Here is a 15,400-nt window from a genome sequence, read left to right as displayed (position 1 = left end):
CCAAAGAAAGAATCATCAGAAAGATGAAAAAGGCCTCACGAGTGAGGCCTTTTTGTCAGCATTTCGCCCTTGTCAGAGGAAGCTGTAGATGATCATCGCCATCACGCCGCCAGTGGTGCCGATGATGGTTTCCATCACGGTCCAAGTCTGCAGGGTCTGCTTCTCGGTCAGGCCGAGGTAGCGGTTGGCCAGCCAGAAACCGGAGTCGTTGACGTGGGAGAGCACGATGGCACCGCCGCCGATGGCGATGGTGACGGCCGCCAGCTGGGCACCGTTCAGGCCGAGCGGCTCCAGCATCGGCAGCACCAGACCGCAGGCGGTCAGCATGGCGACAGTGGCAGAGCCCTGAATCACCCGTACCGCAGCGGCCAGAATGAAGGCCAGCGCGACGATGGGCAGACCGGAGTCGGCCAGCATGTTGCCAAGGGCGGCACCCACGCCGGAATCAACCAGCACCTGCTTGAACACGCCACCGGCACCGGTCACCAGAATGATGACGCCTGCCGGCTGGATGGCGCTGTTGCAGACGCTCATCACCTCGTCACGGGACATGCCGCGGCGAATACCCAGCAGATAGAAGGCGGCCAGACAGGCGACCATGATGGCGGTGAAGGGGTGACCGATGAACTCCAGCCAGTTGTGCAGGGTGGAGCCCGCCTCGACGAAACGACCGACGATGGTCTTGAGGCCGATCAGCAGCAGCGGCAGACCGATGAGGCCCATGGCCAGCCCGAAGGAGGGCAGGGATTTGCTGTCATCGTGGACGCTGTTCTGGGCATCGGCAGGCAGCGGTACATCGACGATCTTGCTGATGAAGTCACCGAACAGCGGGCCAGCCAGGATCAGCGCCGGTACGGCGGCGATCAGGCCGAACAGGATCATGTAGCCGAAGTCGGCCCCCAGCTGGGATGCCACCAGGATCGGGCCCGGCGCCGGAATAAGGAAGGCCTGGCAAGTCGCGATACCGGCCAGCAGGGCGATACCAATCTTAACCACGCTGCCACCGCCACGACGGACGATGGCGAAGGCGACGCCGATCAGCAGCACCACGGCCACGTCAAAGAAGAGCGGCAGGGCGCAGACAAAGCCGGTCAGGGCCATGGCCCAGTTGGCGCGCTTGACGCCGAACTTGCCGAGCAGGGTGTGAGCCACCCGGTCGAGGGCACCGGTCACTTCCATCACCTTGCCGAACATGGCGCCCAGCGCCACCACTACCGCGACGAAACCGAGGGTGCCACCCATCCCTTTCTGGATGGTGTTGGCGATGTCGGCCGGGTTCATGCCAGCGGCGAGACCCGCCACCATGGAGACCAGGATCAGGGCTACCACGGCGTGGAGCCGGGCCTTCATCACCAGGAAGAGCAGCAGCACAATCGAGCCGGCGGCTGTCATGATCAGGGAGAGGTCAGACATTGTTATGCGTTCCTTTTTCCAAGTTCAGTCGTGACACCTTGCCGATCCGTCGGCAAACCATATCTTTATGATTTATTTAGATTTATGGCAAGGGCTCAACATCATATGCCCAGGTGACTATGGGTTTGCTCAGTCTGTGGCAGACTTCACATTTTCAATCGTTACCGGTAACATGTTACCGGTAACGTGTTAGATTAGAACCCATCAACAGCTGGTTTTTTGAAAAGTGGGACAGAGGTCAAATTATGGCGGGTAAGTGCATTATCGTGATGGGTGTGTGTGGTAGCGGCAAATCCAGCGTGGGTCTGAAAGTGGCCGAAGCGCTGGGCGCCAAGTTCATAGATGGTGATGACCTGCACCCCAAGGCCAACATCCAGAAGATGGCTGGCGGCAACCCCCTCAACGATGAGGATCGTGCCCCCTGGCTGGAGCGGATCCGCGACGCCGCCTACAGTCTCGAGCAGAAGAACGAGACCGGCATCATTGTCTGTTCCGCCCTCAAAAAGAAGTACCGCGACCAGATCCGTGAAGGCAACGAGTCGGTCAGCTTCATCTTCCTAGATGGCAGCCAGCCGCTGATCCTCGAGCGGATGCGTGCCCGCAAGGGCCACTTCATGCGTGAAAGCATGGTACAAAGTCAGTTCGATACCCTGGAGCGCCCGGATGGCGAAGCCGGTGTATTCCACATTGATATAGACGGCACCTTCGAACAGGTGGTTGACCGCGCCGTCACAGCATTGGAGCAAGCCCAATGATTCATAAGGTAATTTCCGACGTCACTGCCCGCATCCGCGAGCGCAGTGCCGCCCGCCGTCAGGCCTTTATGGCCCGCATCCAGCGTCAGGCCGAGCAAGGCAAGACCCGCGCCGCACTGGCCTGCGGCAACCTGGCCCACGCCGTGGCCGCCTGCAGCAGTGACGAGAAGGGTCGCATCCTCGACATGACCCGTGCCAACGTCGGTATCGTCACCGCCTACAACGACATGCTGAGTGCCCATCAGCCCTATCAGGGCTATCCGGATATCATCAAGGGCGCGCTGGCCGAACTGGGCCACAGTGCTCAGGTCGCCGGCGGCGTGCCCGCCATGTGCGATGGCGTGACCCAGGGGCAGCCGGGGATGGACATGTCCCTCTTCTCCCGCGACCTGATCGCCCAGGCGACCGCGCTGTCGCTCTCTCACAACACCTTCGACGCCACCCTGCTGCTCGGCATCTGCGACAAGATCGCTCCGGGCCAGATCATGGGGGCCCTCTCCCACGCCCACCTGCCGACTGCATTTGTTCCTGCTGGCCCGATGGCGAGCGGCATCAGCAACGACGAGAAGGTGAAGGTGCGTCAGAAGTACGCCGCCGGTGAAGTGGGTCGCGATGCTCTGCTGGAGATGGAGTGCGGCGCCTACCACGCGGCAGGCACCTGCACCTTCTACGGCACCGCCAACACCAACCAGCTGGTGTTCGAGGCCATGGGCCTGATGCTGCCGGGCTCCGCCTTTGTGCACCCGCATAGCGAGCTGCGCCGCGCCCTGACCGCTGAAGCGGCCCGCCGCATCAGCGCCATGATCCCGGGTTCCCCGGCCTATCGCCCGCTGAGCGAGGTGCTGGATGAGCGCTCGCTGGTCAACGGTCTGGTGGCCCTGCTCGCCTCTGGCGGCAGCACCAACCACAGCATCCACATGGTGGCGCTGGCCCGCGCGGCCGGTCTGGTACTGACCTGGGATGACATCAGCGATCTCTCCGACGTGGTGCCGCTGCTGGTTCGCATGTACCCGAACGGCCCGGCCGACGTCAACGCCTTCGAACAGGCAGGCGGCGTGCCCGGCCTGATGCGCCGTCTGGCGCAAGAGGGGCTGATCCACATGGACGCCACTCCGGTCTTTGGCGAGATGCAGGATTACCTCAGCCGCCCGGCACTGGTCGATGGCCAGCTGGTATGGCAGCCGGTGGGCGAGAGCGGCGATGCGAGCGTGCTTTCACCTTCCGGCAGCGTGTTCCAGGCCACTGGCGGCACCAAGCTGCTGGCGGGCAATCTGGGTCGTGCCGTGGTCAAGGTCTCAGCTGTGGCTCCCGAGTATCGGGTGATTGAAGCGCCGGCGCGGGTCTTCTCCTCCCAGCATGCGGTGGAAGCGGCCTACAAGGCGGGCGATCTCAATCAGGACGCCGTGATCGTGGTGCGCCACAATGGCCCGGCCGCCAACGGCATGCCGGAGCTGCACAAGCTGATGCCGGTGCTAGGCAACCTGCAGAAGGCGGGTTACAAGGTGGCGCTGGTCACCGATGGCCGCCTCTCCGGTGCCTCCGGCAAGATCCCGGCCGCCATCCACGTCACCCCGGAAGCGCTGCACGGCGGGGCCATCGGCCTGCTTGCTGACGGCGACCTGCTGCGGGTTGACGCGGTAAACGGCAGCCTCGATTGCCTGACCGATTTGAGTGGCCGTACCCAGGCCGAGATTGACCTCACTCTGGAACAAGAGGGGTGGGGCCGTGAACTGTTCAGCGTGATGCGTCGCGCGGTATCGAGCGCCGAGTGTGGCGCTACCATCTTTGACTAAGGAAGAGCTATGCAGAACTGGAAAGTGACCCCGGCCGAGGTGTTTGCCGCCTCCCCGCTGGTACCCGTGATGGTGATCAACGAGCTGGATCAGGCCTTGCCGATGGCCAAGGCGCTGCTGGACGGCGGCATCTCCGTCTTCGAAATTACCCTGCGCACCCCGGTGGCGCTCGATGCCATCGCCCTCATCGCCAAGGCGATGCCGGATGCCATGGTCGGTGCCGGTACCGTGCTCAACTGCGAGCAGTTTGATGCCGCCGTCGCCGCCGGTGCCCGCTTCGTCATCTCCCCGGGGATGACCCCGGCCCTGCTGGCCCACGCGGCCAAGAGCACTGCACCGCTGATCCCGGGCGTGGCGACTCCGTCTGAAGTGATGCAGGCGCTGGAAGCGGGCTATGACCACCTGAAGTTCTTCCCGGCCGAAGCGAACGGCGGCACCAAGGCGCTCTCCGCCATTGCCGCGCCGCTGCCCCAGGTGAAGTTCTGCCCGACCGGCGGCATCGGCCCGAAAAACGTGGCCGACTATCTGGCACTCAAGTGCGTGGCCACCGTCGGCGGCTCCTGGATGTTGCCGGCCGATGAGGTCAAGAGCGGCAACTGGGAAGAGGTGACCCGCCTCTCCCGCGAAGCGGTTGAGTTGGTAAAACGCTAAGCCTCAGTTGTGCAGAAAACCAAACAGGCCACCCTCGGGTGGCCTGTTTGCTATCAGCGTGACTTAAGTGGGTGAGGGAAGGGATTACCCCAGACTCTCCCCGACATAGAGGGAGAAGCCGATATCTTTGCGGGTATCGGGTTGGGATTGGCCGTTGAGACGCGCCAGCAGCATGGTGGCCGCCTCCCGACCGATCGCTTCCCGCGGGGTGGCGATACTGGCCAGTTTGGGGGTCATGGCGTGGCCGATGTCGAGGGCGTTGCAACCGGCGATGGCGATCTGCTGGGGCACCGGGATCCACTTGGCTTGACACTGCAGCAGGGCGCCCACCGCCAGGTCATCGTTGGTGCAGAACAGGCCGTCGAGGTCGGGATAGCGTACCAGCGCCTGATCCAGCAGCTCGCCCCCCAGAGTGAAGCTGGAGGATTGTTCGGTCAGCAGATGCTGGCCGGTGAGGCCGAAGTCGGTCATCGCCTGATAGTAACCCTCCATCCGCAGCTGGGTGCGCACGTCGAGCCGCGCCCCCAGATAGACCACCTTGCGTCGGCCCCGGCGCAGCATCTCTGTTACCATGGCCCGGGCTGCGGCTCTATGATCCATGCCGACCACCATGTCGATGGGGGTTTGCGGCAGGTCCATGGTCTCCACCACCGGAATGCCGGCGGTGGCGATCATCTTGCGGGTGCGTTCGGTGTGCTGGCTGTCGGAGAGGATCAGCCCATCCACGTGATAGGAGAGCAGGGACGCGACTTGCTCCTCCTCCCGCTCCGGACTGTAGCCGTAGTGGGCCAGCAGGGTCTGGTAACCGGCCGGTCGGGTCACCGACTCGATGCCATGGATCACCGCCGAGAAGACCTGGTTGGAGAGGGAGGGGATCAGGATGCCGATCGCCTTGCTGGTCGCGTTGGAGAGAATATCCGGCGCCCGGTTGGGGATATAACCCAGCTCTTCCACTACAGCTGCGATCCGCTCGCGGGTCCCCTCCGCTACGGTCTGCGGGTCGCGCAGATAGCGGCTGACAGTCATCTTGGTCACGCCGGTCTGGTCGGCGATATCTTGCAGGGTGGGGCGGCGCTTGCGGGTGGGGCTCATAGGGGTGTCCAGCGTGGATGTTACATGTAACATTACCGTTTTTGGCGGATAAAGTCAGCATATGAAGCCGTTTTTGCAGGAGTTTTCCGATGATCAGAGGCAAGCAGTTCGTGGATGTCCGGTTCGAGCAACAGGATGTGGAGGGGGAGCAGTTCTCGGAGTGCCGCTTTATCGGCTGCAACTTCTCCTGGCTGGATTTGAGCGATAGCCGCTTCATCGACTGCAGCTTCTACGATCGGGAGAGTGAACGGGGCTGCCTGTTGCAGGGTTGCGATCTGCGCGAGGCCAGCTTCCTGCGCTGCGATCTCACCATGGCCGATTGCAGCCGCAGCCAGTGTCTGGGGTTGGAGATGCGCGACTGTCAGGCGGTCGGTATCAACTTCAGCCATGCCAGCTTCGCCAACCAGATCACCGCGAAAAGCTACTTCTGCGAGGCCCATCTGACCGGCAACAACTTCAGCTACGCCAGCTTCGAGGGTTGCCTGCTGGAGAAGTGCGAGCTGACCGGCAACCGTTGGCAGGGGGCCAACCTGTTTGGTGCCTCGCTGGCGGGTTCCGATCTTAGCGGCTCTGAGTTTGGCCAGATTGACTGGACCAGTTTCAAGCTGCAGGGCTGCGATCTGCGCCAGTGCGATCTGCCGGGGCTGGATCTGCGGCGGGTCGATCTGCAAGGGGTGCAGATCAACGAGGATCAGCAGCAGACCTTGCTGGAGCAGATCGGTCTGGTTGTCTTCCCCTGAGCCGAGCGAAAAATTAGGTAATTTTTCATCAAATGGGGCCGACAGTGGGGGGCGCTCCTGAAACGACAAAAGCCTGCGTGATGCAGACTTTTGCTAGTGAGCGTGTGATGGCTTGTCGGCCGGGTTAACTCAACCCTTGGCCAGCCATTTGGTCGGGTTGATCGCCTCGCCCTGATAGCGAATTTCGAAGTAGAGGCCCGGTCTGTCCTGACCGCCGCTGTCACCGACCAGTGCCACAGGTTCACCCTGTTCCACATTCTGGCCCACCTGACGCAGCAGCGACTGATTGTGACCGTAGAGGCTCATATAGCCCTTGCCGTGATCGATTACCAGCAGCATACCGAAGCCATCGAGCCAGTCGGCGTAAACCACTTGTCCCGGTGCGACCGCCTTGACCTGGGTTCCTTCGCTGGCGCCGATCAGGGTGCCTTTCCACTTGAGCTGGGCGGTGCGCGGTGAACCGTAGGAGATGAGGATCGGCCCCTGTACCGGCCAGCGCAGGCTGCCATTGGTCTTGAGCCCGCTGTAGTAACCTGCGGTCCCAATCCCAGAGCCTCGCTCCGGTTTGGTACTGGACATCTCTTCGACCGGTTCTGCCGGTTTGACGGTTTTGTTCTGCTGGGCGGCAAGTCGTTGTTGCTCGGCGCGGCGCTGCTCGGCCAGCTTGCGCTGACGCTCCTGTTCCGCTTTCAGCTTGGCCAGCCGCTCCCGTTCGGCCCGTTCGCGCCGTTCCTGCTCTTCCCGCTGGCGGCGCAGCTCCTCCAGCCGCGCTTTCAGCGCCTTCTCCGCCTTGACCAGCTTGGAGAGCTTCTGCTCGTCATCCTGTACCGACTGCTGCAACTGGTTGCGCACCTTGGCCCGGCTCTGCTGGCTGGCCAGCAGAGCCTGGTGATGCTCCTGCTGTTCGGCAAGCAGGGCTTGCAGCTTGCTTTCGGTCTCTTTGGTGGCCTGCTGGTTTTTCGCCAGCTTGTCACGGGTGGCTCGCAGGGCGTCGATGGCCTCGATGCGGGCCTTGTTGAGGTAGTCGTAGTAGTCGAGTGAGCGGCTCAGCTTGGCCGGATCCTGCTGATTGAGCAGCAGTTTGAGGTAGTCGTGGTTGCCCGCCTGAAAGGCGCTTTCCGCCTGCTTGGCCAGCAACTGCTTCTGATGTTTGGCTTGAACTTCCAGCGCCAGCTTGTCCTTTTGCAGGGTCGCCAGCTTCTGCTGGTTCTGCTTCAACTGCTGCCTGGTCTGGTTGAGTTTGGCGGCGGCGGCCGAGATGGCCTGCTCGTCAGCCTTGAGCTGGGTATTGAGCTTGGCAAGCTCCTGCTTGCTGAGCTTGATGGTCTTCTGTTGCTCTTTGATCTGGGACTGCATGGTCCCCAGCTGCTGATTGGCGGCCAAAGCCGGTTTGCTGGCGCCAAATGACAGGCAAAAAAACAGCGCGCCGGCCAACAGGCCGACGCGACTGGTTTTCTGTGAAATAACTTCGCATCCCCGCATGGGGAAGGATTATTTCAGAATCATCAGGGGCTTGCCAGTCATTTCCGGCGGCACCGGCAGACCCATCAGGGTCAGCATGGTGGGGGCCAGATCGGACAGTTTGCCACCTTCAACCACCTCGGCTTTGCGACCGAAATAGATGAGCGGAACCGGCAGATTGGTGTGGGCTGTGTGGGCCTGACCAGTCTCTTCGTCCAGCATCTTCTCGGCGTTGCCGTGGTCGGCAGTGATCAGGCACTCGCCACCCACTTCGGCCAAGGCGTCGGTGACGCGACCGATGCAGTGGTCAACGGCTTCACACGCTTTGACTGCAGCATCGAATACACCGGTGTGACCAACCATGTCGCCATTCGGGTAGTTACAGATGATGACGTCGTACTTGCCGCTCTTGATGGCCGCAACCAGCTTGTCGGTCAGCTCTTCGGAGCTCATCTCAGGCTGCAGGTCATAGGTCGCCACTTTCGGGCTGGCCACGATCTCGCGATCTTCGCCGGTGAAGCAGGACTCCTCGCCACCGTTGAAGAAGAAGGTGACGTGAGCATACTTCTCGGTTTCGGAGATGCGCAGCTGGGTCTTGCCCTGCTTGGCCAGCCACTCACCCAAGGTGTTGACCAGAGCGGTCGGCGGGTAGGCACAGGCAGTTTTGATGTCGGCCGCGTATTCGGTCAGCATCACGAAGTTCAGCTTAGGCTCGACTGCACGAGCGAAGCCGGTGAAGTCGGTGTCAACGAAGGCGCGGGTGATTTCACGGGCGCGGTCGGCACGGAAGTTCATGAAAATCAGCGCATCACCATCTTCCATCGGTGCAGCTTCACCGATGCGGGTGGCTTTGACGAACTCGTCGTTCTCGTCGCGGGCATAGGCGGCAGCCAGCGCTTCGGTGGCGCTCTCGGCGGTGAACTCGCCCTTGCCCTGGGTCATCAGGTCATAGGCTTGCTGCACGCGATCCCAGCGGTTGTCACGGTCCATGGCGAAGTAACGACCGATCATGGAGGCGAAACGACCCTTGCCCAGCTTGGCGAAGAGGGCGTCGAACAGCTCGATGGAGGACTGGGCGGAGCGCGGCGGTACGTCACGACCATCCAGGAAGGCGTGGAAGTAGATCTTCTCGGCGCCACGTTTGGCGGCCATCTCGATCATGCCCATGATGTGCTCTTCGTGGCTGTGTACGCCACCCGGAGACATCAGACCCATGATGTGAACGGCTTTGCCGTTGTTCACGGCAGCGTCAACAGCCTTGGCCAGCTCGACGTTCTCGAAGAAGGGGCCGTCCTGAATATCTTTGGAGATGCGGGTCAGCTCCTGATAGACGATGCGACCGGCACCGATGTTGACGTGGCCAACTTCGGAGTTGCCCATCTGGCCATCCGGCAGACCAACGTCCAGACCGGAGCCTGAGATCAGGGTGCTGGTGTAGTCACGGGCCAGACGATCGAGGTTGGGAGTCTTGGCGGCAGCGACGGCGTTGTGCTCTTGCTTGGTGCTGTAGCCCCAACCGTCCATGATGACCAGAACCAAAGGTTTCTTAGCTGTTGACATAAGACTATGTCCTCTCGGATTGGAAAAAATGCGGGAAATGAAACTAGCGTAATATTACTACATCTGCCGAAATAGTCACCTGATAGCCAAGGGGCGCTCCTGCTGCCCCGCAAGCCACGCCCTTCCTGCCATGATCGATGCCCAATGAGGATGGGAGCCTGCTCGCGCTTTGCCGCCAAGATGGCTGATCTTATCAATACCCCCATGTATACTCGGGCCCTTGTCTTGGTCCCTGGATAGTAGAAGATGCAAGAGTATTTGGATTTTGCGGCCCGTAACCCGCTGCTGACCGCAGCCTGGTTGGGTCTGGCTGGCACCCTGGTTTACACCACTGTGCGTGCCCGTTTGTCCCCGGTAAAAACCGTCAACAACCACACCGCGACCCTGCTGATCAACCGCGAGAATGCCACCGTGGTGGATATTCGCAGTCAGGAAGAGTACGCCAAGGGCCATCTGGCCGGTGCCCAGCACCTGCCGCTGACCCAGATCCAGAGCAATAATCTGGGCCTGGTTGAAAAGCATAAAGATGCCCCCATCATAGTGGTGTGCGAGTCGGGAATGACTGCGGGCGGCGCGGGCCGTCAGCTGAGCAAAGCTGGCTTCAAGCAGGTTTATGTGCTCGGCGGTGGCATGGCCCAATGGCGTGCAGAAAATCTGCCGGTAACCAAGAAACGCTGATTTAAGCAGGGCCTGAGCCCACTTATCCACATAACAAGGAATCAAACGAAATGGCTGACGAGATCAACAACCAGGAAGTACAACCGGAATTCCACATCCAGCGTGTTTACACCAAGGATGTCTCTTTCGAAGCGCCGAACACCCCGCACATCTTCCAGAAAGAGTGGCAGCCGGACGTCAAGCTGGATATGGATACCAAGACCAACATCCTGGCTGAGAACGTCTACGAGGTTGTCCTGACCCTGACCGTGACTTGCAAACTGGAAACCGAAACTGCCTTCCTGTGCGAAGTACAGCAAGCCGGTATCTTCACCATCGGTAACCTGCCGGAGCCGCAACTGGCTCACTGCCTGGCTGCCTTCTGCCCGAACATCCTGTTCCCGTATGCCCGCGAAGCCGTGGCCAACATGGTGAGCAAGGGTTCCTTCCCGCAGCTGAACCTGGCACCGGTCAACTTCGATGCCCTGTTTGCCCAGCACATGGCGCAAGCACAGGCCCAGCAGGCGACTGCGGAAGCCTGATAATGGCTGACCAGATCGCTATCTCGGTCTTGGGGGCGGGGTCTTATGGCTCCGCCCTTGCCATTTCTCTGGCGCGCAACGGTCATCCGACCCTGCTGTGGGGTCACGACCCCACCCATGTCGCCGAGCTGGAACAAGACCGCTGCAACAAGGCATTTTTGCCTGATGTCCCTTTTCCTACTGATTTGCAGCTAACTGCGGATTTGCAACGTGCGGTACAAGCTGCCCCCGTGCTGCTGCTGGTCGTGCCAAGCCATGTATTTGGCGATGTGCTGACCCGGATCAAACCCTTCCTGCGCCCCGATACCCGTATCGCCTGGGCCACCAAGGGTCTGGAGCCGGACAGTGGCCGTCTGCTGCAGGATGTGGCTCGTGAAGTGCTGGGTGACGAGATACCGCTGGCGGTGATCTCCGGCCCCACCTTCGCCAAGGAGCTGGCTGCCGGTCTGCCGACCGCCATCTCGGTCGCTTCGACCCACGACGAGTTCGCCGACGATCTCTCCCACCTGCTGCACTGTGGCCGTTCGTTCCGGGTCTATACCAATCTGGACTTCGTCGGTCTACAGCTGGGTGGGGCGGTGAAGAACGTCATCGCCATCGGTGCCGGTCTCTCCGACGGGCTCGGGTTTGGCGCCAATGCCAGAACCGCGCTCATCACCCGGGGTCTGGTGGAGATGCAGCGTCTGGGTGCGGCGCTGGGTGCCGATGCCAAAACCTTTATGGGGATGGCGGGGCTCGGGGATCTGGTGCTCACCTGTACCGACAACCAGTCGCGCAACCGTCGCTTCGGGCTGGCCCTCGGGGCTGGCAAGGATGTGAACACCGCCATGACCGAGATCGGTCAGGTGGTGGAGGGGTATCGCAACACCAAAGAGGTGCATCTGCTGGCGGCCCGCTGCGGCGTCGAGATGCCCATCTGCGAGCAGATCTTCAAGGTGCTCTACGAGGGTAAGAACCCGAAAGAGGCGGCCATCGCCCTGCTGTCGCGAGACAAGAAGGACGAGTAATCTGCCGATTGCCCATGCAAAAGGCCCCGCCGGATGGCGGGGCCTTTTCTTTGCTGCAAGGGCTGCAAATCAGTAGTAGGAGTGGTCGCCGCGTTGGTGCTCGGTGGCGTCTTTCACGCCGTTGAGCTCACCCGGGAACTTCTCCAGCAGCTGCTTCTCGATCCCCTCTTTAAGGGTGTAATCGACCATGGAGCAACCGTTGCAACCACCACCAAACTGCAGGATGGCCAGTTTGTCTTCAGTCAGCTCGACCAGGGTGACCTTGCCACCGTGACCGGCCAGCATGGGGTTCACTTCGGACATCAACACGTACTCGATGCGCTCGATCAGCGGCGCGTCGTCGGCCACTTTACGCATCTTGGCGTTCGGTGCTTTCAGGGTGAGCTGGGAGCCCATCTGATCGGTCACGAAGTCGATGGTGGCATCCACCAGGAAGGGGGCGCTCAGGGGATCGACCATGCAGTCGAAGCCGCTGAAGGGCAGGTGTTGATCTTCCGGGTCCACGGCATCGGGCGGGCAATACGATACGCCACACTCGGCATTCTGGGTTCCCGGATTGACCACAAACACCCGGATATTGGTGCCATCAGGCTGTTTTTCCAGCAGTTTACGGAAATGGGCCTGGGCGGCGTCGGAAATGCTGATCATCACTATCCTCATAAACCTGAGTGTACGACTAGGGTATTCATGATAACGCGGTTATTAATGCTTGGGTAGCATGCCGATGGCTACTTGCTGTGCCGCAGGGTTCGACAGATTGCCCACACTTCTACCTTTGTGATGCCGCTCTCATGGAGCAAACGGCTGAGCTGCCCAGCGGTGGCGCCTGTGGTCACGACGTCATCGAGCAGGGCGACATGACGGTATTGGTGGGAGCGGATCCGGAATGCCCCGCGCAGATTGCGCCGCCGCTGCCCGGCGCTCAAGGTTGTTTGTTGCGGGGTCGCCTTGATGCGTTGCAACAGAGTGTTGTCGCAGGGAATGTCGGTGAACTCGCCAAGGGCTTGCGCGATCTCCTCCGCCTGGTTGAACCCACGCCGCCACTGCCGCCACCAGTGCAGGGGAACCGGAATGATCGCCTCCGGCGGCTCGTTGTCATCCAGATGATCGGCCAGGAGGCGTGCCAGGAGTGGCGCCAGCAGGATTTGGCCGGAATATTTGAGCCGGGGGATCAGCATGGGGTAGGGAGCCTGGTAGTCGCCGATCACCTGCAACCGCTCCCAGGGGGGAGGTCTGCGCTGGCAGCGGCCGCAGACCGGTATGCGTTCTTCTATATATTCAGTCAGCGGTGCGGCGCAGAGGCGGCATCTCGGCTGTGACTGGTGCAGCGCCTGCCGACACCAGCTGCAGAGCAGGGGCTCGTTGTCGCAAGGCTGATGACAGAGGAGGCAACTCCCTTGCCAGTCGCCGTGGTTGCCGAGCAGCGGGCTTGCTTTAGCGAGCAGTCGCTTTAACATGCTGACCCCAAGAGCATGAACAGGGATCTTGAGTCTAGATGAGCATATCGGTAGAGCAGTTTGGCCAGGGGGCCGATCTGGTGCTGTTGCACGGTTGGGGGATGAACGGTGCGGTCTGGCATGGCATTGCCCAACAGTTGGCGCCCCACTATCGGGTTCATCTGGTAGATTTGCCCGGTTTTGGCAACAGCCTGCTGGCAGACGAGGTGGATTACAGCCTGCCCTGGCTTGCCGAGCAGGTGGCTGCCATCTTGCCGCAGAAGTGTCATCTGCTTGGCTGGTCGCTCGGTGGTCTGGTGGCAAGCCAGTTGGCGCTGACGCATCCCGATCGGCTGCACTCCCTGATCACGGTAGCCAGCTCTCCCTGTTTCATGGCCCGCGATGAGTGGCCGGGGATCGCCCCCAAAGTACTGACCGGTTTCAACCAGATGCTGGCAGGGGATTTTCGCCAGACCATAGAGCGTTTTCTGGCGATCCAGGCCATGGGCAGTGAACACGCCCGGGACGATATCCGTCAGTTGCGCCACTGGCTGGCCGAGCGGCCGGCGCCCGCGTTTGCCGCACTCGAGGCTGGACTGACGCTGTTGGCCGAGATTGATCTGCGCGAACCGCTTCAGGAGCTGGATCTGCCCTGGTTGCGGATCTATGGGCGACTGGATTCATTGGTACCCAAGGCGGCCATTCCCCTGCTGGATGATCTCTACCCTGCCAGCCGCAGCGTGACTCTCAATAAGGCCTCACACGCACCTTTTATCTCCCACCCTGACGAATTCATTGAAATCGTTCGAGATTTTGTTGGCTAAAAAACAGCCTGCAAGCTTCATTAATCCTCTGGTCTGGCGGATAATTAAGCTGTGACCAGAGGAGTAACATCATGCGTATTGATTCTGCTTTCAACAGCGGGGTACAGGGATTTCAGCGAGCCGAGCAGATTGCCGACAAGGCATCCAATCAGATCGCCCGCCTCAACACCCCCAGCGGGGATCAGGTGCAAGTGACCGATGAGCTCGTCAATCTCAAGGTGGCCGAGCAGCAGGCTGGCGCTTCCGCCAAGGTAGTGCAGACTGCCAGCGATATGATGGGAACCCTGATCGACATCCGGGTGTGAGATGAACATCAATGTCAGTCTGCCTCCCCTTATCCCGACACAGCTGCAACCCCAGGTGGAAGCAGCGAGGACGGATAATCGCCGGGCAGAACTGATCCCGCAGGCCCGAGCGGGCCAAGCCTCCGTTGCCGAATCCGAAGTCGGCTCCCAGAAAGAGAAATCCAAAGCCGCTCAGGCCTCCAGCAATCAGACCTCCCAGAACAGCCGTGAAACCGGACAATTAGCGCCGACGACACTGCCAGACAATCGCTTTGTTGAGGCCACCGGTGAGGATGGGCAGCGCAAGCAGCAAGATCCCAAACAGCAGGAGCAGCAACAGCGGCAAGAGCAGCAGGTTCAGGATCTTGTCGAGCGTGACAAGGAGGTGCGTACTCACGAGCAGGCTCACCAGTCTGCGGGTGGAGAGTACGCCAGCTCGCCCACCTATCAGTTTACGCAAGGGCCGGATGGCAAGCGTTATGCTACGGGTGGCGAAGTCCAGATCGATACCAGTGTCGTACCCGGTGACCCTGCGGCTACCATCTCCAAGATGCAGCAGATCCGCTCTGCAGCGCTGGCGCCTGCCGAGCCTTCCGCGCAGGATTTGGCCGTTGCACGCAGCGCCGCCGCGAGTGAAGCCAAGGCGCGCAAAGAGCTGATGGCCGAGCAGAGCGCGAAATCGGGCGGTGTGCTGAGTGCCTATATGGACAAGCGCAACAGCGTCATCGCGAGCCACTATCAACAGGCTGTCAGCCCAGCCTCTACCCAGTCCCTCAGTCTGCATATCTGAATCACCCTCGCCAAACTTTCAGCTGCTTTGCCTGTTTTGCAACTAACCTGAAGATCAGGCCCATTCCAATTTCACAGGAGCTGTCATGCATTTCGATGAAGTCAAAGCGGAAGATTTCACCACCTTCTCCCGTGTACCGCCCCCCCACCTGCAGATGGAGCAGTTTCTGATGCAGCTCGGAGGAGGGGGAACTGAAGGAACCCATTTCAAGAAGAAAGTGATGCTGGCGGCTGGCTGGAGCCACACCGGCGTCGTCTCTTACGGCAAGTATCCGCAAGAGGCCTGCAAGGCATTCAACCGACTGCGGGAGGTGCTGGCCCAGCATGGAGAGCCCGAGAGCATTCTTGCTGCCCTGGCGCAGTAATCCTGAGCTTCGCGTGTAAAAAAGCCCCTTG

The 15,400-nt window shown here is 60.9% G+C and carries 17 protein-coding genes; 11 read left to right on the top strand and 6 right to left on the bottom strand.

The window, feature by feature from the left end:
* Positions 1-72 precede the first annotated feature (72 nt).
* Positions 73-1,413, bottom strand: a complete 1,341-nt coding sequence (gntU, locus tag G5287_RS08310; RefSeq protein ID WP_005355418.1) for a gluconate transporter — start codon at positions 1,411-1,413, stop codon at positions 73-75.
* A 245-nt stretch (positions 1,414-1,658) separates the two neighbouring features.
* Between gntU and G5287_RS08305 the strand changes: the two genes are divergently transcribed.
* From G5287_RS08305 to G5287_RS08295, 3 genes are read left to right on the top strand one after another with little or no spacing between them, the layout of a single operon-like run.
* Positions 1,659-2,168: a gluconokinase gene (locus tag G5287_RS08305; protein ID WP_005340649.1), complete on the top strand. Its 510-nt coding sequence runs from the start codon at positions 1,659-1,661 to the stop codon at positions 2,166-2,168.
* Positions 2,165-3,961: a phosphogluconate dehydratase gene (gene edd / locus G5287_RS08300; RefSeq protein ID WP_216952665.1), complete on the top strand. Its 1,797-nt coding sequence runs from the start codon at positions 2,165-2,167 to the stop codon at positions 3,959-3,961. Before G5287_RS08305 ends, edd begins: the two co-directional genes overlap by 4 nt.
* 9 nt (positions 3,962-3,970) lie before the next feature.
* Positions 3,971-4,612: a bifunctional 4-hydroxy-2-oxoglutarate aldolase/2-dehydro-3-deoxy-phosphogluconate aldolase gene (locus G5287_RS08295; protein ID WP_421231135.1), complete on the top strand. Its 642-nt coding sequence runs from the start codon at positions 3,971-3,973 to the stop codon at positions 4,610-4,612.
* An 84-nt stretch (positions 4,613-4,696) separates the two neighbouring features.
* On the opposite strand, the gene G5287_RS08290 is transcribed toward G5287_RS08295, so the two are convergent.
* Positions 4,697-5,704, bottom strand: coding sequence for a substrate-binding domain-containing protein (locus G5287_RS08290; protein WP_076493932.1), 1,008 nt, complete (start codon positions 5,702-5,704; stop codon positions 4,697-4,699).
* Positions 5,705-5,793: 89 nt separating this feature from the next.
* Here G5287_RS08290 and G5287_RS08285 point away from each other — a divergent pair, with 89 nt between their 5' ends.
* Positions 5,794-6,444, top strand: a complete 651-nt coding sequence (locus tag G5287_RS08285) for a Qnr family pentapeptide repeat protein (protein ID WP_005340643.1) — start codon at positions 5,794-5,796, stop codon at positions 6,442-6,444.
* A 129-nt stretch (positions 6,445-6,573) separates the two neighbouring features.
* Here G5287_RS08285 and envC read toward each other — a convergent pair whose 3' ends face one another.
* Positions 6,574-7,926: a murein hydrolase activator EnvC gene (envC, locus tag G5287_RS08280; RefSeq protein ID WP_216952666.1), complete on the bottom strand. Its 1,353-nt coding sequence runs from the start codon at positions 7,924-7,926 to the stop codon at positions 6,574-6,576.
* A 9-nt stretch (positions 7,927-7,935) separates the two neighbouring features.
* The gene (gene gpmM / locus G5287_RS08275) at positions 7,936-9,465 is read right to left on the bottom strand and encodes a 2,3-bisphosphoglycerate-independent phosphoglycerate mutase (protein WP_216952667.1); all 1,530 of its coding nucleotides are present in this window, start codon (positions 9,463-9,465) and stop codon (positions 7,936-7,938) included.
* A 246-nt stretch (positions 9,466-9,711) separates the two neighbouring features.
* On the opposite strand from gpmM, the gene G5287_RS08270 reads away from it, so the two are divergent.
* Genes G5287_RS08270 through gpsA form a run of 3 tightly spaced genes read left to right on the top strand, consistent with a single transcriptional unit; the run spans position 9,712 to position 11,671 of the window.
* Positions 9,712-10,143: a rhodanese-like domain-containing protein gene (locus G5287_RS08270; RefSeq protein WP_227341582.1), complete on the top strand. Its 432-nt coding sequence runs from the start codon at positions 9,712-9,714 to the stop codon at positions 10,141-10,143.
* A 50-nt stretch (positions 10,144-10,193) separates the two neighbouring features.
* On the top strand, positions 10,194-10,664 hold the full coding sequence (gene secB / locus G5287_RS08265) for a protein-export chaperone SecB (RefSeq protein ID WP_005340639.1): 471 nt from the start codon (positions 10,194-10,196) through the stop codon (positions 10,662-10,664).
* Between the two features lie 2 nt (positions 10,665-10,666).
* A complete protein-coding gene (gpsA, locus tag G5287_RS08260) occupies positions 10,667-11,671 on the top strand; it encodes an NAD(P)H-dependent glycerol-3-phosphate dehydrogenase (protein WP_227341581.1) in 1,005 nt (334 codons plus the stop codon).
* A 69-nt stretch (positions 11,672-11,740) separates the two neighbouring features.
* On the opposite strand, the gene nfuA is transcribed toward gpsA, so the two are convergent.
* Complete coding sequence (nfuA, locus tag G5287_RS08255; RefSeq protein WP_005340636.1) at positions 11,741-12,319, bottom strand: Fe-S biogenesis protein NfuA; 579 nt, start codon at positions 12,317-12,319, stop codon at positions 11,741-11,743.
* Positions 12,320-12,399: 80 nt separating this feature from the next.
* A complete protein-coding gene (locus G5287_RS08250; protein ID WP_227341580.1) occupies positions 12,400-13,128 on the bottom strand; it encodes a ComF family protein in 729 nt (242 codons plus the stop codon).
* A gap of 38 nt (positions 13,129-13,166) precedes the next feature.
* On the opposite strand from G5287_RS08250, the gene bioH reads away from it, so the two are divergent.
* From bioH to G5287_RS08230, 4 genes are all read left to right on the top strand, one after another.
* Complete coding sequence (bioH, locus tag G5287_RS08245; protein ID WP_227341579.1) at positions 13,167-13,931, top strand: pimeloyl-ACP methyl ester esterase BioH; 765 nt, start codon at positions 13,167-13,169, stop codon at positions 13,929-13,931.
* Between the two features lie 71 nt (positions 13,932-14,002).
* Positions 14,003-14,236, top strand: coding sequence for a flagellar basal body rod C-terminal domain-containing protein (locus tag G5287_RS08240; RefSeq protein ID WP_005340632.1), 234 nt, complete (start codon positions 14,003-14,005; stop codon positions 14,234-14,236).
* Between the two features lies 1 nt (position 14,237).
* Positions 14,238-15,005: a putative metalloprotease CJM1_0395 family protein gene (locus G5287_RS08235; protein WP_227341578.1), complete on the top strand. Its 768-nt coding sequence runs from the start codon at positions 14,238-14,240 to the stop codon at positions 15,003-15,005.
* An 85-nt stretch (positions 15,006-15,090) separates the two neighbouring features.
* Positions 15,091-15,369: a hypothetical protein gene (locus G5287_RS08230; RefSeq protein WP_042059175.1), complete on the top strand. Its 279-nt coding sequence runs from the start codon at positions 15,091-15,093 to the stop codon at positions 15,367-15,369.
* Positions 15,370-15,400: the final 31 nt, after the last annotated feature.

The sequence above is a fragment of the Aeromonas sp. 603079 genome, from assembly GCF_049172135.1.
GTDB classification, from domain to species: Bacteria; Pseudomonadota; Gammaproteobacteria; order Enterobacterales; family Aeromonadaceae; genus Aeromonas; species Aeromonas veronii.
The sequence above is the reverse complement of the archived record's forward strand: the minus strand, read 5'-3'. Positions and strand labels throughout refer to the sequence as shown.